The organism is Streptomyces phaeolivaceus, assembly GCF_009184865.1.
Classification (GTDB): Bacteria; Actinomycetota; Actinomycetes; order Streptomycetales; family Streptomycetaceae; genus Streptomyces; species Streptomyces phaeolivaceus.
Genome location: NZ_CP045096.1, coordinates 4,922,359 through 4,945,808 on the forward strand (window position 1 = coordinate 4,922,359; position 23,450 = coordinate 4,945,808).

A 23,450-nucleotide genomic window follows, 5' to 3' on the forward strand; every position below is an offset into this window, starting at 1 on the left:
GTCACTAGGGGACAAGATGATCGATCAGAGAGAGCCTCCCGCGAGCCGAAATCCGGGAGCCTCACAGCCGGGCAACGAACGGGCTACCGCACGGGTTCCAGCTCGGGGTCCTCGCGCAGCTTTCCCAGCGCGCGCGACACCGCCGACTTCACCGTGCCGACCGAGACACCGAGCATCTCGGCCGTCTGCACCTCGCTGAGGTCCTCGTAGTACCTGAGGACGACCATCGCCCGCTGCCGCGCCGGCAGCTTCATGATCGCCCGCCACATCGCGTCGTGCAGCGCCTGCTGCTCGGCCGGGTCGGCGGCCTGGACGCCCTCGGGCTCCGGCAGTTCGTCGCACGCGAACTCGTCCACCTTGCGCTTGCGCCACTGGGACGTCCGGGTGTTCAGCAGCGCCCGGCGCACATAGCCGTCGAGGGCCCGGTGGTCCTCGATGCGCTCCCACGCGACATACGTCTTGGCCAGCGCCGTCTGCAGCAGGTCCTCGGCGTCGCACGGGTTCGCGGTCAGCGACCGTGCGGTCCGCAGCAGCACCGGCTGGCGGGCCTTCACATACGCCGAGAACGACGGGTACGACGGGTACGACGGGTACGACGGGTGCGACGGGTACGACGGGTGCGACAGGTTCGCCAGACTCGACACGCTGGACGCGGTCGGCCGGGCCGAGGTCGTCAGGGTCCGCGGCACTGGTGCAGCGGCCTTCGAAGCGCTGGTGCAGACGGGTGTGGTCATGGCTCCACGCTAGGAGCGGGCCCCGCCCTGCGGATCGGCCGCAGGTCCCGAAGACGAATCCCCCTCAGGTTGTAGGAGTGGGGCAGACCTCACCTACTGAAGGTGGATGAACAGCCCCCGGGTACTGAGGGTGTACCCCTGAGAAACACCTGCCAGGGTTGTACGGCACGGATCACACCGGCCCCGCCGGTCCCCCGGGGTGCCCGAAGTCCCGCCCGCCCGCCACACCCGGACCGCTCACCCGTCCGTCCCCAGCACCAACCCCGAGGTCGGCACCCCCGTCCCCGCCGTCACCAGCACCCGCCCGGCGCCGGGCACCTGGTTCACGGAGGTGCCCCGCAGCTGCCGTACCGCCTCCGCGACGCCGTTCATCCCGTGCAGATACGCCTCGCCGAGCTGCCCGCCGTGGGTGTTGAGCGGCAGCCGCTCCTCCGCGACGAAGTCGGCCGCCTCACCCGGGCCGCAGAACCCGAACTCCTCCAGCTGCATCAGCACGAACGGTGTGAAGTGGTCGTAGAGGATGCCCACGTCGATGTCGTCCGGGCCGAGCCCCGAGGTGCGCCGGAGCTGGCGGGCGACGACGCCCATCTCCGGCAGCCCCGTGAGATCGCTGTCGTAGAAGCCGGTCATCTGCTGCTGCGCCCGGCCCGCGCCCTGGGCGGCGGCCACGACCACGGCGGGCGGCCTCGGCAGATCCCGCGCCCGCTCCACCGAGGTCACCACGAGCGCCTGGCCGCCGTCCGTCTCCTGGCAGCAGTCCAGCAGCCGCAGCGGTTCGACGATCCAACGCGAGGCCGCGTGCTCGTCGAGGGTGATCGGGCGGCCGTGGAAGTAGGCCGCCGGATTCGTCGCCGCGTACTTGCGGTCCACCACGGCCACGTGCCCGAACGCCTCGGGGGTCAGCCCGTACGCGTACAGATAGCGCTGGGCCGCCATCGCCACCCAGGAGGCGGGGGTGAGCAGCCCGAACGGCAGCGTCCAACCCAGCGCCACGCCCTCCGCCGACGGCTCCCGGTGGCGTACGCCGGAGCCGAACCGCCGCCCCGAGCGCTCGTTGAACGCGCGGTAGCAGACCACGACCTCCGCAACGCCCGTCGCGACCGCCAGCGCCGCCTGCTGCACGGTCGCGCACGCGGCGCCGCCGCCGTAGTGGACGCGCGAGAAGAAGGACAGCTCACCGATGCCGGCCGCCTGCGCGACCGTGATCTCCGGGCTGGTGTCCATCGTGAACGTCACCATCCCGTCCACGTCCGCGGGCACCAGCCCCGCGTCGTCGAGCGCCGCCCGCACCGCTTCCACGGCCAGCCGCAGCTCACTGCGGCCCGAGTCCTTGGAGAAGTCGGTCGCGCCGATGCCGACGATCGCCGCGCGCCCGCCGAGCCGGTCCCTGGTCCGTACGCTCACTCCGTCTCCCCCAGGCTCACGGTCACCGTGCCGGTGACATGTCGTCCGATGCCGTTCTCGCCGACGATCCTGACCGTGGCCGTACGGCCGCCGACCGCCTCCATCGACTCGACCGACTCCACCGACTCCACCGACTCGACTGTGCCCGTCAACACCATCGTGTCGCCCGGGTAGTTGGGCGCGCCCAGCCGGATCGCCACCTTCCGCAGGACGGCGGCCGGCCCGAAGTGGTCCGTGATGTACCGCCCCACCAGCCCGTTCGTCGTCAGGATGTTCATGAAGACGTCCGGCGACCCGCGCCGCCGCGCCAGCTCCGGATCGTGGTGCACGTCCTGGTAGTCGCGCGAGGCGATCGCCCCCGCGACGACGAGCGTGCGGGTGATCTCGATCTCCAGCGAAGGCAGCGTCTGCCCGGCCTCGACCCTCACTCGGACACCACCCCCTCCGCCACCGCGCGGAACATCGGAAGCTCCAACTCCGCGTCACAGCGCACGAACACGAGCCGTACGGGCATCCCGATCCGCACCTTGTCGTACGGCACCCCGATCACGTCGCCGACCATCCGCACCCCCTCCGCCAGCTCGATCAGCCCGACGGCGTACGGCGGATCGAAGGCCGGGAAGGGCGGGTGGTGCATGACGACGTACGAGTACACGGTCCCCTCGCCGCACGCCTCGACCGTGTCCCACTCGGCGCGACCGCAGGCGTTGCAGCCCGGCAGCCAGGGGAGGCGGAGGGTGGCGCAGCCGACGCAGCGCTGGATGAGGAGCCGATGGCGCGAGACGCCTTCCCAGAAGCCGGAGTTGTCGCGATTGACGACGGGACGGGGGCGGCGCGGCGGTTCGGACCGCTCGGGCCGCCCGGACCGCTCGGGCTGTTCGGGCTGTTCGGGCTGTTCGGGCTGTTCGGGCTGTTCGGACCGTTCGGACCGTTCGGACCGTTCAGGCCGTTCAGGCCGTTCAGGCCGCTCGGACCGTTCAGGCCGCTCGGACCGTTCAGGCCGCTCGGACCGTTCAGGCCGCTCGGACCGTTCAGGCCGCTCGGACCGTTCAGGCCGTTCAGCCGGTTGCCGGGACGGTGGTCCGCCCGCCGCGCTCGTCGGTCGGTCCGCCGGCGCGTACTTGAGGATCCGGAAGCGATGGGTGCCGACGAGTTCGTCGCCCACCCACACATCCATCCGGGTCGTGACGAAGTGCCCGGTCCCGAGCCGGGTGGTCTTCCGCTCCGACACCGACTCGACGACCGAGTCGAACACGATCTCGTCCCCCGGCCGCAGCGCCCGCAGATACTCCTGCTCGCAGTCGGTGGCGACGACGGAGGTGTACCCGGCGCCGTCGAGCAGCGCGAGGAGTTCGTCGTACGCCGGCGCGCGGGTCTCGTGCCCGCTCAGTCCGCCCATCGTCCACACCTGGAGCATGGTGGCCGGGGCGACGGCGTCCGCCCCGGTGTACGCCGGGTTGGTGTCCCCCAGTGCCTCGCACCAGTGCCTGATCATGGGCGAGTTGACGGGATCCTTGCCACGGCCGCCGCGGACGGCCGCGCGCCCCTCATAGGCCTTGAGCCGTACGGACAGGTCCTCGACCATCGTGCCGCAGCCCCCTCGAACGAATCTGACTGTCCGTCAGATTGAAGGAACTGTCGCCGGAACTGTCAAGGTCGCCGGACACGCCTGTGCGGCGGTGCCGAAGCACCGCCGCACAGGCGTGTCACACCCCACAGACGTGTCCCACACGTCCCGTGTCCGAGGGCCGGACCTTCAGGGCCGGGGCGACCTCATCCACACGCCCCCGGCCCACGACCCGCCCTCCGGCGGCTACCAGAGGTTGGTGAAGTTGACGACGGCGTTCTTCTGGTCGATGGCCGTGTAGCCGGAGCCGTTGACCTGGGCGGTGTTGTTCTGGTTCGAGGCGCCCGAGCCGTTCGCCTGCTGCTGCGAGGTCGACGAGTTGCCGTTGTTGTCGTTGCCGACACCGCTGCCGACGATGTTCGCCACGCCGGCGTTCGATCCGTCGTCCGCGAAGGAGCCGTTGTCGGCGGTCGCCACACCGGTGAAGAGGGCGGCGGCGAGCGGGAGGGCCGAGACGGCGGCGAGAACGCGGGCGGTACGGATGCTTGCCATGTGCATTTCCTCCAGGAATTTCACACAAGTACGGGTTGCTCCGGGGCAGTTGGCCGACCGCCTCGGTGCGGGTCTTCGACGTCGCGAATCAAGAGTTGCCCACCGAATCCCCGGCGAACCACCCCGGAAGGCCCCATTCCCCCTGAAGCGTGATGACAAGTCGATAAACCCTCTTGGATCAAGGAACTCCCAGCTCAGCCCCAATGGACCCGAGGAGCGACAGCAAGATCAGGTGGGACAAGGGGCGAAGCGTTCCGGCAGATTTCCGGCCAACCTGCGAACAGGCCCTCGACGGCCGAAAGCACACCCCGAACCCTCTTCCTTTTATCGAACATGAGTACGAGCATGGATCCATGGCCACCACTGACCGGCAGGCCGGCACCCTGGCCCTGGCACACGCCCTCTCCGCCGCCGAACGCGGACTGGCGGTGATCCCCCTGTCCCGCTCGAAGCTCCCGGCCCTCCGCTCCCCCCACCGCGACGACCCGACCCCGTCCCCCCCGTCCCCCTGCCACGGCGAATGCGGCCACCTCGGCCACGGTGTGTACGACGCCTCCGCCGACCCCCACCGCGTCCGCGAACTCTTCGCCGCCGCCCCCTGGGCCACCGGCTACGGCATCGCCTGCGGCCTCCACCCCCACCACCTCATCGGCGTCGACCTCGACACGAAATCCGGTACGGACTCCTCGGCGGCCCTCCGCGAACTGGCCCTGCGCCACCTGTTCACGATCCCCGAGACGGTCGTCGTGCTGACCCCCAGCGGCGGACGCCACCTCTGGCTCACCGGGCCGCCCGACGTCGTCGTCCCCAACTCCGCGAGCCGCCTCGCCCCCGGCATCGACATCCGCGGCGCCGGCGGCTACCTCGTCGGCCCCGGCTCCCGCACCGACCACGGCGTCTACGGCACGGCCCCCGGTACGGCCCACCTCCCCCCGGCGCCCTGCCCACCCGCCCTGCTCCGCCTCCTCCTGCCACCGCCACGCCCCAACCCCTCCGACCCGACCGGCGCCGACCAAGGCGCAAGCCACAGCCAAGGCCAGGGCCACGGACTGATCCACTTCGTCCTCACCGCCCAGGAGGGCCAACGCAACACCCGCCTCTTCTGGGCCGCTTGCCGCGCCTACGAGAACGGCCTCGCCCCCGACCTCACGAACGCGCTGATCGAGGCCGCCGTACGCACGGGCCTCACCGAACGGGAGGCAAGATCGACGATCGCCTCGGCGGCCCGGATGTCGGGACGGGGGCGCGGGCACGGGCAGGGACGTTGAGCCGGAGCGAGAGTGGGGGTGGGGAGTGGGGAGCACGCGCCCCACTCCCCACCCCCACTCCCCACTCCTCTCCCCACTCCTCTCCCCACTCCTCTCCCCACCCCGTCGCACGGACGACCGATGCCCGCGTTTCCGGGCGCCGGTCGTTGGAAGAACTGAACTGGTGGTGGACGGGCGGCGGATGAGCGGCAGACGGGCAACAGACGGTCCGTGGGCCGACCTTCGAGACCGTCCGTGCGGAACAACGGCTCTGGAGGGGCGAGTTGGACTGGGACAAGGAACAGCGGCAGGAGTGGCTCGCCGAGGTCCATCTGGAACGGGACCGATTGCTGCCGCTGCGCGCGGAGGCGACCGAGACCACGATCGAACTGATGCGGACGAGCACGGGCCAGGTGGCGGAACCCGATCTCGTGCCCTATCTGAACCTGACGTATCTCCTGACCGTCAAACGCGCCTACGGGGACGACCAACTCCTGGCCTTCGCGCTCTCGTTGGCGAACTGGGCGGTGGCCGCCCTCGACGAGGTCGCGAAGGTCACCGGCCGCACGGCGGAGCAGGTGATCGACCAGTACGAGACGGCGATCATCGCGGCACGGGAGTCGGCCGGGGCCGACGAGGACGACCTGGGCTGAGACCGACGAGGACGACCGAACCGAGGCCGACCGAACCGAGACCGACGAGGACGACCGAACCGAGGCCGACCGAACCGAGGCCGACGAGGACGACCTGAACCGACGGCCCCGCCGGCCGCGCCGTCACCGCGACGCCATGGCACCGTTACCGGGGCGGGTCCTCGCGGCCGGTGTCGTTCTGCCCTGTCTGCTCCGAGCCCATCTGCTGCCTGAGCCGCTCCTGCGCCGAGTCGACCTGACCGCTGTACTTGCCCCGCGTCCGGCCGTCGACGTAGTCACCGGCCTTGTCGACACCCTGGCCGGCCTGCTCCTCGTGGCCCTTCAGCATCTGCTTGAGCTTGTCCATCATCGACATAACGGCTCCTTCCGCCGTCGACACCGTCCCCACCAGAATCCGCGCCCCACCCCCGAACCGCATCTCGTGCCCCCGCCCACACCACGACCCCTGACGGTCTTACCTGGTCAGGGGTCGTTTCACAGTGCGGACGAACACCGGACAGCGGCAGCTCCGTGCAGATGCGGCGTTGACCTGTCACGATCAAGCCGTGGCCAACCTGTCGAAGATCGCGGACCGTCTGGACGCCGTCATGGACCTGATGGGTCCCGCGATCGGCGTCATACTGCTGGCAGTGGGCATCCAGACCTACCGTGACGGTGGATCTGTGGGTTGGCCCCTGGCGGGAGCGGCGATACTCGTGATCAACCTCTTGGTGGCTTGGCGCCGGCTCTCCGGGCATCGGCGCCACAACCAAACATGACCGCCAGCCACCGGGGTCATAGAGACCGAACGAGGCATACGCCCGCCCGGTCAGTCGACTGACGCGCCATCGCGGCGGGCTTCCGCCGGCCGCCCCTGGGCCGTCCGAGGACGCTCACCAGCGGCCGATGACCGACCGACAACGACCACCGGGCCACAAGCTTGTCCGCCCGGCTCCAGCGTGCGGACGGGCTGCATGCCCTCATCCTGGCAGGAAGTCGGTCCGGCCAACTGGCCTTCCGCTGCGGGCCGTTCTGCCCAGCGCCACGGGAAAGGCAGTCGTTGGCGGGGACCGGACAACAGCACGGCCCCTGACCTGGATGCCTGGTCAGGGGCCGTTCCACAGTGCGGTGGGTGTGGGATTTGAACCCACGGTGACTCGCGCCACGACGGTTTTCAAGACCTTTTGGCGATCATGGACGCCTGCCCCTCCGCCGCAGGTCAGACGGGTACGAGCGCCCCGGCGGAGCCGTCCTCGTCTTCGCCGTGCCCGCTACGTGCCCCAGGGGCCGGTTCGTGCCCGCTGAGCCAGGAGTCCGCCGCTTCGGCGACCTGATCATCACGACCGGCGACCGGCCGGGCGTAGTGCCGAGTCGTGACGCTCGCATTCGAGTGGCCAAGCCGGTGAGCGGCGGTCATGACACCGTAGCGGTCGGCGACCCACGTCCCATGTGAGGCCCGAAGGTCGTGCGGGGTCACGTCGGTGAGCCCGGCCGCCGAGACGGCGGGGTCGAAGTACGCCTTGCGCCACTGGTTGTAGCGCAGCGGCTTGCCGCCGGGTGTTGTGAACAGGAGTGCGTCATCCCCGCCGGACAGAGTCTCCAAGTGCCGGCCGAGCCGCTTCGCGAGCGACGGGCCGATGCGAAGAAGCCGCTTCTGGTGGGACTTCGGTGTGTCGAAGACCAAGGCCCCGTTGGCTTCGGCAAGGTTCTCGTCGACCAGGACGAAGCCGCCGAACACGTCGATGTCAACGCGCCGGAGGGCGAACGCCTCCCCCACCCGCAGGCCCGCGTAGGCGAGGAGCGCGATCAGTACGTCATGCGGCTTGGCGGCACTCCTCACGATCCGGGAGGCTTCGAGCGGGGTCAAGATGTGCGGCTCGGTCTGCGGCATGCGCGGCAGCTTCACGCCCCTGCACGGCGTCTGCGCAGTCATGTCGTTGTCGACAGCGGCCCGCATGATCTGCGACAGGACCCGATACGCCTGCCGTATGCGCGAGGCGCTGAGCCCCCGCGTGTTCATGCTGGCCACCCACTCAGTGACCGTGATCGGCCGGAGGCTCGACAGCTCACGATCGCCGAGTGCCGGATTGATCAACGAGTTGATCAACGACCGGTACGACGCTTGGGTCTTGTGCTTGAGTTGAGGCGAGACGGCAGCGAGCCAGCGAGCCGCCCAGTCGCGCACGGTCGTCTGCCCCTCAGCAGGATCGAGCCAACGCCCGTCTTCGATCTCGATGCGCTTCTTGGCCAGCCACCGGTCAGCGTCCGTGGACGTGGCGAACGTACGATCCGCAGGCCGCAGCACGCCGTCAGGCCCCGGATACCGGGCTTGGAAGCGGCCCGAGGGGAGCTTACGGACACGGCCGAAGTTCCGGCGGGACTTGCGCTTGCCAGCCATCAGGCAGCCCTCCGGAGGCCCATTGGCCGCAGAACGATCGGTTCCACGGTGTTGGCATCGATGAACTCCCGTACGGCGCTCTCCGGGATGCGGACGTGGCGACCGACCTTCACGAACCGGATGCGCCGCTCTTCGACCAAGCGCCGTGGAAAGCGAATGGTCGTGCCCAGCAGCTCGGCGACCTGGTCCATGGACATGTAGCGGTCGTTCATGCGGTCGGCTCTCCTTCCGTTCCGGGGGCGGGTTCGAGGGATGCGGCAAGCCAGGCTTCGGTGTCGGACAGGCCGGTTCCGGCAAAGACCCAGTGCGCGAGGACGTACGTCGTGTCGGGCGCGGGTCCGTTGGCCGTTGCGGCTTGTGCGCGGCGCCATTCGGCGCGGGCGTCGCGGAGTGCGCCGAGGGTGGTGGAGTAGCGGCGGGACTTGGTGGAGAAGTGGCCGCGGAAGCCGAGCATGTGGGCCCAGGCGCGTAGGCGGAGGTGTTCGAGATCCTTGCGTGCGCCGAGGAACCAGGCGGTTCGGATGAGGCGGCGGGCGTGGTCGCTGATGTCGAGTTGGGCGAGTTCGGCGGCGAACTTGAGCGGCCGGTCGAGAGCTCCCGTGGCTGTCTCGGCGCCCTTGGTGGCGTACTTGGCGATGTACGCGGCGACCGCGCGCTCGGTCAGCTCCTGGCCGTCGTTGAAGTCGGCGGAGCGGATGGTGCGGACGTCGAGTTGGCGGCCGAAGGTGAAGGTGTGGGTGCGTCCGTCGATGACCGGGCCGTCCACGCGGACCTTGGCTGCCGCTGTCTCGATGGCGTCCGTGAGGAGTTCGGCGGTTGCCCAGGCCGGGGGCGGGGTGTCGCCGCCGATGGGGCCGTCGATGCGGATGACGGCGTGGAAGTGGACGGCGCCGCGCTTCTGGTACTCGGCGACCTTGGCGAAGGAGACGCGGGCGTGATCGCGGAACCGGCGTTGAGACAAACCCGCGCGCTTGGCGACCTCTCGGCGCAGGTAGGTGGAGAAGCGTCGCCAGAGCGGACCGGCGTGGGCGTTCCAGAGAACGGCCGCTTCGTAGTCGTAGGTGTCCGGGTCGAGCGCGGTACCAAGGACGGCGTCGTCCTGGTCGTGGCGGGTGCCGCAGCGGCAGGGGCGCCCGCTGGAGGGACGGTTGTGGACCGGGCCGAAGCTCGGGGCGGTGAAGGTGGCGAAGACGCGCGGGTGGGTGGCGACGTGTTCGGGGACGCCCTTGCCGCCGCGCAGGCCGGAGGTGATCAGGTGGAAGGTGTCGCGGCGGTAGACCTCGGAGCAGGCCGCACAGCGAGTCGTGCGGCGGTTGTTGCAGCGGACGAGGAGTTGGCCGGCCGGGAGGTCGGTGGAGTCGAGGTGGTGGAGAACGCGGCCGATCTCACCGGTCGTGGTGTCGACGTCGTGCTCGGTGCGGTGGCCGTCGAGACGGATCGGGTGGGTGCAGCCGCCGAGTCCGGAGAGTTGGCGGAGGATACCGGGCAGGGTGCCGTGCTCCGCGAGCTTCGCGAGTTCCGGGAGTGGGGGCGGTGTGGTGCGGGTGAAGATGGCGATTCTCCTTCTGACTGGCTCGGTAGGAGTGATGGCCCCGGGGCGGCGGATGCTTGGTCGTGTGCGCCGCCCCGGGTGTCGGGCGCGTTCAGCGCCGGTTCTGCTCGCGGATCAGGGAGCGCAGGACCACGGCCGCGATGGCGACGGAGACGGCCGAGACGGCGACGGCGGCCAGGAGCGCGGTGAGGACGACACCGCCGACGACCACGGCCACCACGACTCCGGGAGTGATGGAGACTGCCGGGAGCGAGCGCCGGACGGGCGCCGGATCAGCCGGGGTGTGGGTGTGTGCGGGCGGCGGGGTGGGGCTGTCGGGGTACTTGGGCAGGAACACGGTCTGACTCTCCTCATCTACTCGTCTAGGCGTGTGAGCCGTTTATGACGTCCACACCGGAGCGCGTACCGGATTCGATGGCGGGGGCCAGGAAGGTCTGCGAGAGGTAGAAGCCGAAGAGAGCGATCAGTACGACGACCCAGGTGCGGACGCCGAGGAACTTGACCGCTCCCCAGGCGAAGAAGCCGAGGACGACGACGAGCGGCAGGCTGACGGTCACGGTGTGCGGGTCCCTTCGGAGAATCAGCGGACGGGGCAGCGGTGGGTGCGGGAGGCCAGCTCGGCGGCGGCGCGGCTGTCGTAGTCGGCGGAGAAGCCGCAACGCGGAGCCGTGCAGGCGGCGGTGTGCTTCTCACGGCCCCGGCCGTCGTACGACGTGGCGACCTGGACCGGGCCGATGCGGGTGACGTTGCGGAAGCGGCGGTTGGCGGACACGGGATCTCCTCTCAGAGGCGGGCGAAGATGGCTTCGGCCATTGGCGCGGGGACGCCGAGGCGAGCGCGGAGCGTCGGGGCGTCGATCGGTGCTCCCGTGCGGGTGTGGTGTTCGGCGGCGACCTTGCGGGCGTGTTCGACGAGGGCGGCCGGGACGGGCACGGCGGGCCGCTCGGACGGCGGTGGCTCGATGGCCGGTGGTGTCGGCGGCGTTTCCTCGGGGACCAGTTCTGGCACGTGCTCCTGGCCCACGGTGTCGTCCGTGCCCTCGGGGCCCTTGTGGTCTTCTCCGGTTGTCGCGGGGGTGGTGTGGGCGAGGAGGGTTCCGCCGAGGAAGGCGACGGCGGGCCAGCCCGCGACGAGGATGCGCAGCCAGGCCGGGACGTTGTTGAGGTCGAGTAGGCCGGCGGTGGCGACGTTCGCTCCGAGGGAGGCGGTGAGGGCGATGACGAACCAGCACCACCCGGCCGCTTTCGCCTCACCGGTCCGCAGTCGGCGCCAGGCGGCGACGAGCAACAGGTCGACCGAGACTGGGTAGGCCCACGCCTTCCACCCATCCTGACCGGCCGCCGAGGCGATGTCGTGCAGGTGGGCGAAGGACAGCGCGGCGGCGATGAGCGCCTGGACGAGCACCGCGTCGACACGGGCCAGTTGGGCGCGCATGATGCGGCTCCTTCCGGGTTCAGGCATGGCAGGGGTAGGGAGTTGGCGCGAGGCGGTCACGCCGACCGGGTGAGGGGTGGGCGAAGGTCAGTCGGTCACCGGGTGCGGCTGCACTGCCGGGGTCGAGGACTCCATGGGCCGTACGGGGGTGTCGGGCCGGAAGGGCTTGAGCGCGGGCAGGTCGGGCACCAGATGCGCCGATTCCCGGCAGATCTCGGCGGCGGCGCCGAGGGAGAGGTACGGCGTGCGGATGCGGGACCAGCCGCCGGAGGTGTCACCGGCCACGGCCAGGCCGGGCAGCTCGGGAGCGATGGCACAGGCGGCGAAGACCGCTTCGGGGGCGATGTCGCCGAGCGCCATCTTCGCGGAGGCTTCGTCGTTGACGCGGTGGCAGACCCGGCCGGTCAGCTGGGCCCGGAGCATGGTGGCGCCCTTGCCCAGCTCGGCGCCGAAGCGCTGTCCGCAGACCTCCAGGTAGATACCGGCGGCGCGGCCGAGCTGGGCGAGGCGGATGAGTTGAGTGACCATCTCGTCCCGGCGTTCCTCGTCCTTCTTGGTGGCGACGAGGAAGAGTTCGGCCACCTCGTCGACGAACAGCACGATCGGCACCGGGCGTTCGCTGTCGGGCAGGCCCCAGATGTCAGAGGTGATCTCCTCGTCGGGGGTGCCGGGGGCGATGCCCTGCCGGGCCTTGATCAGGTCGTAGCGGTCCTCCATTTCCTTGATGAGTACAGGCAGCAGCTCGGCAGCTTCGTCGGGGTCGGTGGCGAGGGCGGAGAGCCGGGAGGCGAACGGCGCCAGCTCCACACCGCGCTTGCAGTCGATACCGACCAGAGCGACGGACTGCCGGGCAAGTCCGGTGATCAGGTGCCGCAGGTACATGGACTTGCCCGACAGCGTGGCGCCGAGGGTGAGTTGATGAGGAATGGTCCGGTAGTCGCGTACGAAGGGAGTCGCGTCCTCCCGCAGCGCCACGGGCACCTTGAGGAGTTCGGCGGTGGTTTTGCGGGGCATCCGCACGTCCCGCAGGACGTCGAAGCCGACGAGCCTCAGTTCGACCACGCCCGGCTTGACCGTCGTCACGTACACGGCGTGGACGCCCCAGGCGTGCCGCAGCCGTTCGGCCGAGGCGGCGACGTCCGCCGGTTCCTGGCCCGGAGCGAGCCGGAGGCGGAGCCGCAGCCCGGTCGAGGTGGGCCGGATGATGCCCCGCCGAGGCGGTACCGGCCGGACCTCCCGCCGAGTGGTGGCCTTGACGGCGAGGACCCGCAGCCGGGACGGCGCCACGGTCAGCCCGCACGCCTCCATGACCGAGCCGTAGGAGCCGAGGAGCCGGGCGGTCGATATCGGCAGGCCGACCGTGGGCCAGTACACGCGGGGGTGCTTGGCCCGGGTGTAGGCGGCCCCGCCACCGAGTGCGGCGACAGGACCACCCACCTCCAGAAGTGTCACCAGATCGGACATCAGGCGCTGGCCCCCATGGCGGCAGGGAAGGCGGCCGGAGTCACTGCGGCGGCGCGGAAGGCGATGCCGTGCCGCTGCTGCCCGTTGAACACCGACTCCCACGGCCGTGCCACCAGCCCAGGCAGCGAGACCGGCGCCCCCAGCGTCAGACCCTCAGCCACACCGCCCTCCGGCACGGTGACCTTGAACAGCGACGACTCGCCGTCCTCGATGTAGACGACGCCGATCGTCATCAGCGCTTCCCCGCTGATCGCGTCCTTGGCGATCTCGCCCGTCTGCCGGTCCCGGACCTTGGGCTCAGGAGCCTCCGTCAGCAGGATCGTCGCGGCCGAGGTCTCAACACGAATGGTGCGCAAGACAGTTCACCCATCTACTCGTCTATACATGATGCGGTCTGAGAACCCGATCTTCGGGCTCATGTGGACCACCCTGCCACACCACTTGCCCACTCGTCTATACGAGTATGCCTGTTGGGGTGTACGAGTCGGAGAAGTGTCCCCCGCGCACCACCGCAAATCACCTCATCACGTTGCCGGAAGCTGGTACGACAGCACGTACGCGTCCGCCGCCATGACCGTGTCGCAGACCTCAACGGCCCGCCCCTCAGTGTCGAAGGCGGTCCGGATCAGGTGGATGACGGGCACGCCGGAGGCCAGTCGAAGCGTCTTCACCTCGGCCGGCGAAGGCATACGGGCGCGAATCTCCTCCTCGAAGTGGTCGAGGCGGTGGCCCAGTTCCTCAAGTCGGGCGTAGATGCCGCCGGGCCCGGGGTTCGGCTCGGCGATCGGCGTACCGCGCGCGATGTCGAGCGGCAGATACGAGGTGGCGAACTCGACCGGACGCCCGTCGAGCAGATACCGGCGCCGACGAGCCAGCACCCGCCGCACGGACCCGAGCCGTGTCGAGACGTCCTGACTGGCCTTTTCTTCCTTGACCTCAAGACTGTCGACCTGGGGGTGACTGCCGGCGGCGTTGGCTTCGACGATGAAGGCCGCCTTGCCCTGTTCCCGGTGGCGCCGGGCGAACCGGTCGGAGGCGAGTCGCCGCACGGGCGGCCGGGGCCGGACGAAGACGCCTTTGCCGTGCTCGGCATGCACGAGCCCTTCGCCCTGGAGGACGGAGAAGGAGTTGCGGACTGTCATCCGGGATACCCCGTAGTGGTCAACAAGCTCAGCTTCCGAGGGCAGTTTTTCACCCTCCTTGAACCGCCCACGGTCGATGGCCTCGCGCAACTGGTCGGCGATCTGCCGAAAGACCGCACGATCACTCGTGGGATCGAGATCACCGAGGAAGCCTGAAGGAAGAGAGGGCACGTGTACTCCTTTAGATATCTAGACGAGTGGGCGATTGTTGTTGCTACGGTGGAGAGCCTAGCCAGCCGAGAGGGCCGAGGAACGTGAGCACCGAACGTCCGCACTCCGTGAGCGTCGCCGGAGTCATCGTCGACGACCAGGGCCGGGCCCTCTTGATCAAACGCCGTGACAACGGCAAGTGGGAACCCCCGGGCGGAGTCCTCGAACGCGAGGAAACCCTCCCCGAAGCCCTCCAGCGCGAAGTCCTCGAAGAGACCGGCATCAAGATCGCACTTCCGGCGACCCTGACCGGGGTCTACAAGAACATGAAGGGCCTGATCGTCTCGCTGGTCTTCCGCTGCGAGGCGGCCGACGGCGCGCCCACCACCGGCGACGAGACCCGCGCACTGCGCTGGGCCACCCGTGAAGAAGTCACCGAGCTTGCCGACGAGGCATACGCGATCCGCGTCCTGGACGCATTGGACGCGGCATCCCCGCCGGCCATCCGCGCCCACGACGGCGTGAAACTCGTCTAGCCCGAACCCGCTGCACATGGCGGCCTACCAGCACGAAGGAACTTGTATGCACGAGTATACGAGCACCGCCCGGGTCTGGGGACTCACTTGCCCAGGTTTTCCCGAGGAGGTGAGCCGGGCCCGCCGCTGGACCCGTGACATCCTGCGCGGATCCCCCATGGCCGAGGACGCCGAGTTGATCGTGAGCGAGCTGAGTGCGAACGCGATCCTCCACACGGCCAGCGGCATGGAGTCCGGCAGCTTCCACCTGGCCCTCGCGGTGACCCGGCAGGTGATCGCCCTGTCGGTGACGGACGGCGGAGGAACCGGAACGGCCCCCAAGGCCGAGCACCAGGACGACGAGGCCGAACACGGCCGGGGCCTCGGCATGGTCACCGCACTCGCCCACCGAGTCGTGGTCCACGGCAGCGAGGGCGGCTACACGGTCACCGCGGAACTGTTCACCGGCATCCGACCGGGAGACCACCTGTGCTGAAGGACGAAGCCCGCCGAGGCTACTGGTGCGAGTGCTGGACCGAAGACCTCACCGACGAGGGCCCGTTGATACTCCGAGCATCCTTCGACGCCTACACAGCACCCCAGGCCGACCGATGGGTTGCCGTCGCGCTCCGCACCATCTCACCGGCATTCGACCCGGACGCATCCGCCCAGGCGTGGGAGTGGCTGTACGACGGCCGCATAGAGACACGACGAGCCCTCCTGCGCTGCGAGCCCTGCACCGTGTCCGTCACCTTCTTCACCACCCGCATCACATGGACGATCCGCCCAGTGATCTTCCTGCCGCTCGCACACCGCCAAGACACAGAACTGCCAGCCTGCGCATACGACTTCAAGCCCCGACCGCCCCAGCGGACCGACTGAGTTACAACTTTCTCTACTGGTTCAAGGCCCGCGCACGGCGCGGGCGCGCGCCGCCTCTGCGGCGCGGCCTGCCTCCTGTCTGCGCCCCGGCTGGCCGCGCCCGGCGGCGCGCTACGCACAGCGGGCAGAAGCGCGGAAGGGACCCGCGGGCCAAAGAAATGCCTCCGGCGGGGGCGCTCAGGCTCCGAGATGGCGGGGGCGCCGTTCGCGAGTGCCGGCCAGTTGGTGGTGAGCGCGGGGGCTCCCATCCCGTCTGCCGTCGCCCCAGGCAGAGCCGAGCAGACGCGGCCCCTGGCGTCCAGGTCGTTCGTACAGTGGCGCGCTCCACCTGGACGCCAGGAACCACGCCCGCTCCACGGTGTGTGGGTCGACGGCAGACGGGATGGGAGCTGGGGTGAGTAGTGGTGACGGTCGATGACGAGACGGCTGTCGTTCTAGGGACCGACCACACGCAAGTCGGGACGCACGGGAGGTGAGGAACGATAGCCCCCCTCAAACACAGTCGGCACCAGCCCAAATACATGAAGATTGAGCTCTTCAAGAGTTAGATTGATATCTTTCGCCATCACCGAGACTGGAATGCTTTCAGCTCTAAGAGTCGAGAATACCTTACCTAGGAGCTGAGAGCTTTCTCGGGCAATTCCACCAGGCTCCCCGCTTCGATACCCCATCTGCGAGAGCAGCTTAACCGTCGTTCGATAATTCCAGTCACTTAGCAGATCGAGATCGTGAATCCTATAGGCCAGCGCCACGGCTGCAACCTGCCATTTAACCTTCGCACTCAAAATGCGCCGAGCGTCGGCACCATAAAGTTTTTGTGCCAACAGGCCAGCCTTCGGCATAAGGAAGGCGGATGCAAACTGCTGCGCCTCTTGCTCCGCTTCGACTCCATGCGGAATTCTATGCTCAGAATGCATGACCAAGTGACCCAGTTCGTGAGCCGCATCGAAGCGGCCGCGCTCGCCGCTTTTTTGCAAGTTCAGAACAATGAAGGGACGAGTTCGCTCCCACCGGAAGGAAAAGGCGTCTACCGAAGAGCAATCGGATGCTAGGGAGAAGACCCGAACCCCATGCGACTCAAGCAGATGAATCATGTTTGGGATAGGCGCTTCCCCAAGACCCCACAGGGCGCGTACGCGCTCGGCAGCTTCTTCAGGTGACAAGTGCGGCAACGTTGGCACGTCAGGTGCAGGGAGACCGAATCGCTCCTCAATCCAGTCGTTGATCTCTACTACGATCCGACCAGCACCACGAGCAGCGTCCCTGTCCAGGGCACTCATCTTCGAGAGGGCACGAAAACTTACCGCGTCAGTTGAGATTTCATCCAAGTCAGGCGCGGTGAGGAAATCGACAGGAAGTTTTAGAGCCTCAGAAAGGGCGTCGATCGTTTCAGGCGAAGGAGCCTTATGGCCGTTCTCGAAAGCCGTAAGACTCCTTACCGAAACTCCCGACTCCTTGGACAGACTAGATAGGGTCATGCGCCTTCTCTTTCGCGCTAGCACCAGTCGCGAAGCGGTGAGCATGACTTTCTCCTGTACTGGTTGGTTTTACAAGGCTCCCTTGAATTTCACAGGAACCTCAACGGGAGCGACGTTGGGCACCTCATCCAAGCGCTTGATGTCGAATTCTGCACCAATAAACGGATTTTCCGAAAGGATGATCCGCTCGCGCCATGTGTCAACGTTCTTTCCGTGCATTTCCACGGGCAAGGAGAGCTCAAATGCGAGACCATCCTTGCTCGATTTGTAAAGCAGGAACCATGTCGGCAAATCATTGACTTCCGGCTCCTCTTGCTCGCGGCTAGCCGCAAGTACGAACAAGGGCAGTTGCTCATGGTTCCGCTGGACCAGCTTCGCCATGGCCGGACCCTTAGGGTTCTTGGTCCGCACGGATCCCGAGAAGTCGGCGTCCTCGTCCCCAACCCTACCCGAGCCGCTCACGGCCGTGATCGCGAAGGCACCGGAAGGATGGATGCATCGGAGGATCGACTGTGAATTAGAGAAAGTCCAGCCTTCGCGGGCCAAATGCTCGCGAAGCGCGCGATTAGATCGCGACCAGAAGGCGTAGCCAGCCATGCCCGGTGCGTCCATCTCAGTGCACAGGCGGGCCTCGGCGGAACCGCCGGCCAGGCCCTTATGGAGGGCTGTCGGCGTCAGGTCAAGTTCCGCGAGCCGCTGCACGGCACTGAAGCCGACGTGGCATACCGGTTCCATGGAGCCTCCCGAGTAGGTTCCAAAAATCCTACCTCACGCGAGGGCTGTTTTTTGGAACCCAGCATGTATCGAACGTTAGTTCGCATGATCTGGGATAGTCAACTGCCGCGTCTCGATCCGTGCCGCAGGCTCGTGCGGCAAGCCCGATAGCCGGTGGCAACCGATGCTGACTCTTCTGTCTAGAGCTCTACCGATCAGAGGACGCCTGCGCGCTCCTCCGTGCCCCTCTCGTGCCCGATTCAGCGGTAACTGGCGGGGCGTCACGGTGGTTGACGGACGGCGCGCATGAGAACGACCCCTGACCGAGTTGCCTGGTCAGGGGCCGTTCACTTGCGGTGGGTGTGGGATTTGAACCCACGGTGACATCGCTGCCACGACGGTTTTCAAGACCGTTCCCTTAGGCCGCTCGGGCAACCCACCCCGCGCGATCACGTCCGTGGTCGCGCGGGGACAAGACTAGCCGGTCGGCGGGGGCGGGCGTGGGGCGGATGGCGGGGCGGGGTCAGCTGTCGCCCTCGCGTTCGCCGAGGGTGACGTCCGACGTCCGGGTCTTGCCGTCGCGGGTGTATGTGAGGGTGACCTTGTCGCCGGGGAGGTGGGTCCAGATCTCGCCGATGAGGGTGGGCCCGCTGTCGATGACGTGGTCGTCGAGCTTGGTGATGACGTCACCCGGCTTGAGGCCGGCCTTGTCGGCGGGGCCGCCCGAGGTGATGGAGTCCGCGCCGCCCTCGCCCGAGTTCGTGATCTTCGCTCCGCCCGTGCCCTCCTCCAGGGAGACCGAGGCACCGATCACCGGGTACACCGGCTTGCCCGTCTTGATCAGCTGCTGGGCCACGTTCTTGGCCTGGTTGATCGGGATGGCGAAGCCGAGGCCGATGGAGCCAGCCTGGCCGGAGCCGAAGCTGCCGTTGCTGGCGGACTGGATGGCCGAGTTGATGCCGATGACATTGCCCCGGGCGTCGAGGAGCGGGCCACCGGAGTTGCCCGGGTTGATCGACGCGTCGGTCTGCAGGGCGCTCATGTAGGAGGCCTTGCTGCCGGAGGAACCGTCGCTGGAGGCCACCGGGCGGTTCTTGGCGCTGATGATGCCCGTCGTGACCGTGTTGGAGAGACCGAAGGGCGCGCCGATCGCGATCGTCGAGTCGCCCACCGCGACCTTGTCGGAGTCGCCGAGCGTCAGGGGCTGGAGGTTCGACGGGGCGTTCTTCAGCTTGATGACCGCGACGTCGTAGCCCTGCGCGTGGCCGACGACCTCGGCGTCGTACTTCTTGCCGTCCGGGAAGGTGGCCGACACCTTGCCGCCGTCGACGGCCTCCGCCACCACGTGGTTGTTGGTGACGATGTGGCCTTCCTTGTCGAACACGAAGCCGGTGCCCGTGCCGCCCTCGCCGTCGCTGCCGGACGCCTCGATGGTGACCGTGCTCGGCAGCGCGGAGGAGGCCACGGCGGCGACCGTACCGGCCGCGCGCTTGACGTCTCCGCCGTTCTGGGAGGCCGACACGGTCGTGGAACCGCTGGAGCTGTCGTTGCGGTCGGCCAGCGTGTAGCCGATGCCGCCGCCGACCCCGCCCGCGACGAGCGCGGCCACCAGGATCGCGGCGATCAGACCGCCGCGCTTGTTGCCGGCCGGCTTGGGGGCGGGCTGCTGGGTCTGCTGCCACGAGGAGCCCCAGCCGCCGTCACCGGAACCGCCGGTGCCACCGGCCGCACCGGCCGCGCCCGCGCCCGCATCGGCGTACACGGCGCCGCTGTCGGCGTACGACGGGACGGCGGGCGGTGCCGGTGCCGGGGGCGGCCAGGCGGCGTCGGGCGCGGAGGATCCGGCCCCCCCGGGTGCCTGACCGGGCGCCTGTCCATAGGCACCGCCGTACCCCTGGCCCTGGCCCGGGGCCGCCGCGTACCCGGGCGCACCGGCGGACACCAGCTCCGGATGCGGCTGTTGGGCCGTCGGCTGGTGGACGGGCGGCTGCTGTGCCGTCGGCGGCTCCGCCTGCGGCACCCTCGGCTGCACCGCCGTCGCGTCCGGCTGCGGGGCCGTCGGTGGGACCGGCGGGAGCTGGGTCGTCGGCGCGTTGTCGGCGGTGGTTCCGGCCGGGGTCGCCGGGGCGGTGGGCTCCGCCGGTGCCGCGCTCGGCTCGTGCGCCGGGGCCGGCGCGGAGGCAGCGGGAGTTTCCACCGGCACAGGAGGTGCGGACGGGGCCGGGGGTACCGCGGTGCCCTCGTTCTCGGTGCTCACAGCTTTTCTCCTCGATCCACGGCTTCACCTTGTCGGCGGTCGACTGTTCTTGGTCGCACATCAGGCTGTGCGCGAGTTTTGTGTGTGGTCAGCTTTTCCCACGAGCCGTCAGGGCACCATAAGCGGTGACTGTGCGTCCGGGACCATCCTTTATATAGGATCTATCGGACCAAGGGCGCGTACCGTGCGTACGAACCCGGTCGTCCACGGTCACCGGCCCCACGCCTACCCCTTCTCGGTGGCACCATGACGCGGTGACCCACGCACGACAGCTCCCGATTCAGGTCGTCGCCCACCGAGGGGCCTCCGAGGCGGCCCCCGAGCACACCCTGGCCGCGTACAAGAAGGCGATCGAGGACGGCGCGGACGCGCTCGAATGCGATGTCCGGCTGACGGCCGACGGCCACCTCGTCTGTGTCCACGACCGACGCGTCAACCGTACGTCGAACGGCCGGGGCGCGGTCTCCGCCCTGGAGCTGGCCGATCTGGCCGCCCTGGACTTCGGCTCCTGGAAGAACGGCGACGAGGCACCCGACTGGGAGGTCACCCCCGAGGACCGGGCGGACACCTCCGTCCTCACCCTTGAACGACTGCTCGAACTCGTGGCCGACGCCGGACGCCGGGTGGAGCTGGCCATCGAGACCAAGCACCCCACACGCTGGGCGGGCCAGGTCGAGGAGCGGCTGCTGGTCCTGCTGAAGCGGTTCGGCCTGGACGCCCCGGAGCGGGCCGCCGATTCGCCGGTACGGATCATGAGCTTCTCGGCGCGCTCGCTGCACCGCGTGCGTACCGCGTCCCCGACACTGCCGACGGTCTATCTGATGCAGTTCGTCTCGCCCCGGCTGCGCGACGGGCGGCTGCCGAGCGGAGTCGGGATCGCGGGCCCCTCGATCCGGATCGTGCGCAGCCACCCCGCGTACATCGAGCGCCTGAAGAACGCGGGTCACCAGGTGCACGTGTGGACCGTGAACGAGCCCGAGGACGTCGACCTCTGCGTCGAGTTGGGCGTCGACGCCATCATCACCAACCGCCCCCGCGCGGTCCTCGGTCAACTCGGCCGCTGACGCGCCCCCTCGGTCACCACCGTGCGCCCGGCGCTCGGGACCACCGAGCGCACGCCGTCCGACAATTTCCCACCTCCGACACCCCGATTCCGACAGCTTCGAACACGTCTCCCCGGGCCGGCCCCGGGACAGCTCCGAACACGCCTGTGTTCACACCTGCGACCACCCCGCCGACCCCCGCCCACGCCGTCGCGCGCGCCTTGACGGAGGTAAGAATTCCGCCAAGGCGGCCGGTCCGCGCCCGGGGACAAGTCGGCATATCAGGGACGAAATTCAGCCAGTCGGCTACGGGGAGTGCACCGGCGCGTTCGATCCGTATTCGATCGTTGTGAGTGCGTCAGAGCACGTGTTCCGGCCGGTTTCCAGTCCAGTCCAATGGGGCATTCACACCGTGGCGTGGGGCGAAGGAGGTCTCGGGGGTGGCGTTGGTGGTGGCACAGGAGGTGCCCACGTCGTCGAGCATGGCCGTACCCCATGGCCCTGCGGGCGTGGGGGAAGCGAGGCACCGGATGCGCGATCAGTTGCGCGACGGTGGTGTGGCGGAATCGGTCATCGACGACGCCCTACTGATCCTTTCCGAACTACTCAGCAATGCCTGCAAACACGGCAGGCCGCTCGGCGAGGCGCTGGCCGGTGACGGCGATGTGCGCTGCTCCTGGCGCATGGACCCCTCGGGGCGGCTCACCGTCGAGGTGACGGACGGCGGTGGTCCGACCCGCCCGGTTCCGTCCACGCCCTCGGTCACCGCACACGGCGGTCGTGGGCTGAACATCGTGACGGCACTGTCCGACGACTGGGGCGTGCGCGACGACGCCCGGGGCGAGGTCACGGTGTGGGTCGTCGTCCAGGACGACATCCCGCACGCCCACCGCCGGGAGGACTTCGCCACCCGCGTGGTCGCCCCCGCGGTCTCCACCGTTCCCGATCTGGATTTCGTGGACGCGTTCGAGGACATGGACTGATCCGACCGGGCGGGGCCAGGCGTGCACAACCCGGCCCGAACCACCGGTTCCGGGACGACTCGGTGCGTTGTCCACAGGGTCCCGTCGGGCGTCGTACGAGCGGCTAGGCTCGCGCGAGTACGAGACGAGCCGTGATCGGGAGACACCCACGATGGCCAAGAAGCGACCCCACACCAAGGCCAAGCGCCCGCAGGGCACCGGCGGAGCCGGCGCCGCAAGCGCCGATGGGCAGGTTCCGGTTGTCGGCGCGCGCGAGCAATGCCCCTGCGGCAGCGGCCGGCGTTACAAGGCCTGCCACGGCCGGGCCGCCGCCCAGGCCGTGACCGAGCTGGTGCAGCGCCCGTTCGAGGGCCTGCCCGGTGAGGGCGACTGGATCGCGCTGCGCGAACTGGTGCCCGCCGCCACCGTCGAGCTGAAGTTGAAGGACGCGCTCCCCGAGGGCGTGCCGTCGGTGACGCTCGCCACCGTGCTGCCCATGGCGTGGCCCGCGCTGCGCCGCGACGACGGCTCGGTCCTCCTCGGCCTGCAGAACGACACGGCGTCCGGCGACATCAGCCGCGACCTCGCCGACACCCTCCGACGCGCCCTGGTGGCCGAGCCGGGCACTCCGGTTCAGGGCCGGCGCGCCCCGGCCGAGGGTCCGCGGCTGCAGGACCTGCTCGACCCCGAAGGTGAGTTCGAGCCAGTTGTGCACACGGGCTTCGAGTTCTGGGTCCCGGACACGGAGAACACGACTCCGGAGGTCACCGCCTCCCTGGAGCGCGCCAACTCCGCGGCGATCCCGACCGTGAAGCTCGCGGGCGTCGACGCGGCGTACTGGTGCGAGACCCCCGACAAGAACCATTTGCGATGGGTCATGCCGTATGCCGAGGAGCGGCTTCTGGACGCTCTCGCGCGGCTGCACGCGGCGGGGCGCTCCAGCCTCGGCGAGGGCACCCGCCTGGTGGGCTCCTTCCGTGCTCACGGCCTCACCGTGCCGGTCTGGGACCTCCCCAGCGGGATCGGCGCGGACGACATCGAGAAGCCGGCCGCCGAGTTCGCCGAGCGGCTCGCCGCCGCGCTGGCCGACGAGTCCCCGCTGACCCCGGACGAGCGCCGGGCCCGCGGCGGCCTCACCAACCGGCAGGTCACGCTGAGCTGACCCACGCGCCCTCGCGACCGGTCGGCGACCGGTCGCCGACCGGTCGCCGACCGGTCGCTTGCGTGCGAAGTGTGGTGACTCCTGTCACAACTCCCCTACGTGACAGGCAAATTCGTGTCCGAATAGCCAAGACCGAATTTGCGAAGCGCCGATCTCTTGTT

Annotated in this window: 28 protein-coding genes and 1 tRNA gene; 9 read left to right on the plus strand and 20 right to left on the minus strand. The window is 69.0% G+C overall.

Annotation, left to right across the window (positions count from 1 at the left end; translation table 11 throughout):
- Window positions 1-83 precede the first annotated feature (83 nt).
- The 5 genes from F9278_RS23225 to F9278_RS23250 form a co-directional block, all read right to left on the minus strand.
- Window positions 84-734, minus strand: coding sequence for a SigE family RNA polymerase sigma factor (locus tag F9278_RS23225; RefSeq protein WP_193241601.1), 651 nt, complete (start codon window positions 732-734; stop codon window positions 84-86).
- Between the two features lie 237 nt (window positions 735-971).
- Entirely contained in the window at window positions 972-2,138 is a 1,167-nt protein-coding gene (locus tag F9278_RS23235; RefSeq protein WP_152170048.1) for a lipid-transfer protein, read from the minus strand.
- Window positions 2,135-2,566 carry a MaoC/PaaZ C-terminal domain-containing protein gene (locus tag F9278_RS23240; RefSeq protein ID WP_152170049.1) on the minus strand — a complete coding sequence of 144 codons (432 nt, stop codon included), beginning with the start codon at window positions 2,564-2,566 and terminating at the stop codon, window positions 2,135-2,137. The genes F9278_RS23235 and F9278_RS23240 overlap by 4 nt, the downstream gene beginning before the upstream one ends.
- Complete coding sequence (locus F9278_RS23245) at window positions 2,563-3,723, minus strand: bifunctional MaoC family dehydratase N-terminal/OB-fold nucleic acid binding domain-containing protein (protein WP_152170050.1); 1,161 nt, start codon at window positions 3,721-3,723, stop codon at window positions 2,563-2,565. The genes F9278_RS23240 and F9278_RS23245 overlap by 4 nt, the downstream gene beginning before the upstream one ends.
- Window positions 3,724-3,951: 228 nt before the next feature.
- Window positions 3,952-4,257, minus strand: a complete 306-nt coding sequence (locus tag F9278_RS23250; protein WP_152170051.1) for a hypothetical protein — start codon at window positions 4,255-4,257, stop codon at window positions 3,952-3,954.
- A gap of 353 nt (window positions 4,258-4,610) precedes the next feature.
- Between F9278_RS23250 and F9278_RS23255 the strand changes: the two genes are divergently transcribed.
- Together F9278_RS23255 and F9278_RS23260 are read left to right on the plus strand one after the other, a co-directional pair.
- Complete coding sequence (locus F9278_RS23255; RefSeq protein WP_152170052.1) at window positions 4,611-5,525, plus strand: bifunctional DNA primase/polymerase; 915 nt, start codon at window positions 4,611-4,613, stop codon at window positions 5,523-5,525.
- A 263-nt stretch (window positions 5,526-5,788) separates the two neighbouring features.
- Complete coding sequence (locus F9278_RS23260; RefSeq protein WP_152170053.1) at window positions 5,789-6,157, plus strand: hypothetical protein; 369 nt, start codon at window positions 5,789-5,791, stop codon at window positions 6,155-6,157.
- Window positions 6,158-6,302: 145 nt separating this feature from the next.
- Here F9278_RS23260 and F9278_RS23265 read toward each other — a convergent pair whose 3' ends face one another.
- Window positions 6,303-6,512, minus strand: coding sequence for an antitoxin (locus tag F9278_RS23265; protein ID WP_152170054.1), 210 nt, complete (start codon window positions 6,510-6,512; stop codon window positions 6,303-6,305).
- A gap of 190 nt (window positions 6,513-6,702) precedes the next feature.
- Between F9278_RS23265 and F9278_RS23270 the strand changes: the two genes are divergently transcribed.
- A complete protein-coding gene (locus F9278_RS23270; RefSeq protein WP_152170055.1) occupies window positions 6,703-6,915 on the plus strand; it encodes a hypothetical protein in 213 nt (70 codons plus the stop codon).
- A gap of 440 nt (window positions 6,916-7,355) precedes the next feature.
- Here the strand turns inward: F9278_RS23270 and F9278_RS23275 are convergent, their stop codons facing one another.
- The 10 genes from F9278_RS23275 to F9278_RS23320 all read right to left on the minus strand — a co-directional run bounded on the left by F9278_RS23275 (window position 7,356) and on the right by F9278_RS23320 (window position 14,297).
- The gene (locus F9278_RS23275; protein WP_152170056.1) at window positions 7,356-8,534 is read right to left on the minus strand and encodes a tyrosine-type recombinase/integrase; all 1,179 of its coding nucleotides are present in this window, start codon (window positions 8,532-8,534) and stop codon (window positions 7,356-7,358) included.
- Window positions 8,534-8,746, minus strand: coding sequence for an excisionase family DNA-binding protein (locus F9278_RS23280; protein ID WP_152170057.1), 213 nt, complete (start codon window positions 8,744-8,746; stop codon window positions 8,534-8,536). The genes F9278_RS23275 and F9278_RS23280 overlap by 1 nt, the downstream gene beginning before the upstream one ends.
- Entirely contained in the window at window positions 8,743-10,023 is a 1,281-nt protein-coding gene (locus tag F9278_RS23285) for a replication initiator (protein ID WP_152170058.1), read from the minus strand. The genes F9278_RS23280 and F9278_RS23285 overlap by 4 nt, the downstream gene beginning before the upstream one ends.
- Window positions 10,024-10,177: 154 nt before the next feature.
- Window positions 10,178-10,423, minus strand: a complete 246-nt coding sequence (locus F9278_RS23290; protein ID WP_152170059.1) for a SpdD protein — start codon at window positions 10,421-10,423, stop codon at window positions 10,178-10,180.
- A 25-nt stretch (window positions 10,424-10,448) separates the two neighbouring features.
- On the minus strand, window positions 10,449-10,643 hold the full coding sequence (locus F9278_RS23295) for a hypothetical protein (RefSeq protein WP_033531893.1): 195 nt from the start codon (window positions 10,641-10,643) through the stop codon (window positions 10,449-10,451).
- A gap of 23 nt (window positions 10,644-10,666) precedes the next feature.
- On the minus strand, window positions 10,667-10,858 hold the full coding sequence (locus tag F9278_RS23300) for a mobile element transfer protein (RefSeq protein WP_152170060.1): 192 nt from the start codon (window positions 10,856-10,858) through the stop codon (window positions 10,667-10,669).
- A gap of 11 nt (window positions 10,859-10,869) precedes the next feature.
- Window positions 10,870-11,520, minus strand: coding sequence for a DUF2637 domain-containing protein (locus tag F9278_RS23305; protein ID WP_152170061.1), 651 nt, complete (start codon window positions 11,518-11,520; stop codon window positions 10,870-10,872).
- A gap of 87 nt (window positions 11,521-11,607) precedes the next feature.
- The gene (locus tag F9278_RS23310) at window positions 11,608-12,984 is read right to left on the minus strand and encodes an FtsK/SpoIIIE domain-containing protein (RefSeq protein ID WP_152170062.1); all 1,377 of its coding nucleotides are present in this window, start codon (window positions 12,982-12,984) and stop codon (window positions 11,608-11,610) included.
- Complete coding sequence (locus tag F9278_RS23315) at window positions 12,984-13,340, minus strand: SCO3933 family regulatory protein (RefSeq protein WP_152170063.1); 357 nt, start codon at window positions 13,338-13,340, stop codon at window positions 12,984-12,986. Before F9278_RS23315 ends, F9278_RS23310 begins: the two co-directional genes overlap by 1 nt.
- A 168-nt stretch (window positions 13,341-13,508) precedes the next feature.
- Window positions 13,509-14,297, minus strand: coding sequence for a GntR family transcriptional regulator (locus F9278_RS23320; RefSeq protein ID WP_055536745.1), 789 nt, complete (start codon window positions 14,295-14,297; stop codon window positions 13,509-13,511).
- A 107-nt stretch (window positions 14,298-14,404) separates the two neighbouring features.
- Between F9278_RS23320 and F9278_RS23325 the strand changes: the two genes are divergently transcribed.
- From F9278_RS23325 to F9278_RS23335, 3 genes are read left to right on the plus strand one after another with little or no spacing between them, the layout of a single operon-like run.
- Window positions 14,405-14,812, plus strand: a complete 408-nt coding sequence (locus tag F9278_RS23325; RefSeq protein WP_152174070.1) for an NUDIX hydrolase — start codon at window positions 14,405-14,407, stop codon at window positions 14,810-14,812.
- Window positions 14,813-14,858: 46 nt separating this feature from the next.
- Window positions 14,859-15,287: an ATP-binding protein gene (locus tag F9278_RS23330; RefSeq protein WP_152170064.1), complete on the plus strand. Its 429-nt coding sequence runs from the start codon at window positions 14,859-14,861 to the stop codon at window positions 15,285-15,287.
- Window positions 15,281-15,673, plus strand: a complete 393-nt coding sequence (locus F9278_RS23335; RefSeq protein WP_152170065.1) for a hypothetical protein — start codon at window positions 15,281-15,283, stop codon at window positions 15,671-15,673. Before F9278_RS23330 ends, F9278_RS23335 begins: the two co-directional genes overlap by 7 nt.
- Before the next feature lie 434 nt (window positions 15,674-16,107).
- Here F9278_RS23335 and F9278_RS23340 read toward each other — a convergent pair whose 3' ends face one another.
- From F9278_RS23340 to F9278_RS23355, 4 genes are all read right to left on the minus strand, one after another.
- Window positions 16,108-17,196: an XRE family transcriptional regulator gene (locus tag F9278_RS23340; RefSeq protein ID WP_152170066.1), complete on the minus strand. Its 1,089-nt coding sequence runs from the start codon at window positions 17,194-17,196 to the stop codon at window positions 16,108-16,110.
- Between the two features lie 24 nt (window positions 17,197-17,220).
- Window positions 17,221-17,886, minus strand: coding sequence for a hypothetical protein (locus F9278_RS23345; protein WP_152170067.1), 666 nt, complete (start codon window positions 17,884-17,886; stop codon window positions 17,221-17,223).
- Between the two features lie 333 nt (window positions 17,887-18,219).
- A tRNA-Ser gene (locus F9278_RS23350) sits at window positions 18,220-18,306 on the minus strand.
- An 82-nt stretch (window positions 18,307-18,388) separates the two neighbouring features.
- Window positions 18,389-20,122: a S1C family serine protease gene (locus F9278_RS23355; protein WP_152170068.1), complete on the minus strand. Its 1,734-nt coding sequence runs from the start codon at window positions 20,120-20,122 to the stop codon at window positions 18,389-18,391.
- A 254-nt stretch (window positions 20,123-20,376) separates the two neighbouring features.
- Here F9278_RS23355 and F9278_RS23360 point away from each other — a divergent pair, with 254 nt between their 5' ends.
- The 3 genes from F9278_RS23360 (at window position 20,377) to F9278_RS23370 (ending at window position 23,289) form a co-directional block, all read left to right on the plus strand.
- Window positions 20,377-21,186: a glycerophosphodiester phosphodiesterase gene (locus tag F9278_RS23360; protein ID WP_152170069.1), complete on the plus strand. Its 810-nt coding sequence runs from the start codon at window positions 20,377-20,379 to the stop codon at window positions 21,184-21,186.
- 419 nt (window positions 21,187-21,605) lie between these two features.
- Window positions 21,606-22,148, plus strand: a complete 543-nt coding sequence (locus tag F9278_RS23365; RefSeq protein WP_226966887.1) for an ATP-binding protein — start codon at window positions 21,606-21,608, stop codon at window positions 22,146-22,148.
- Window positions 22,149-22,299: 151 nt separating this feature from the next.
- On the plus strand, window positions 22,300-23,289 hold the full coding sequence (locus tag F9278_RS23370; protein ID WP_152170071.1) for a DUF5926 family protein: 990 nt from the start codon (window positions 22,300-22,302) through the stop codon (window positions 23,287-23,289).
- Window positions 23,290-23,450: the final 161 nt, after the last annotated feature.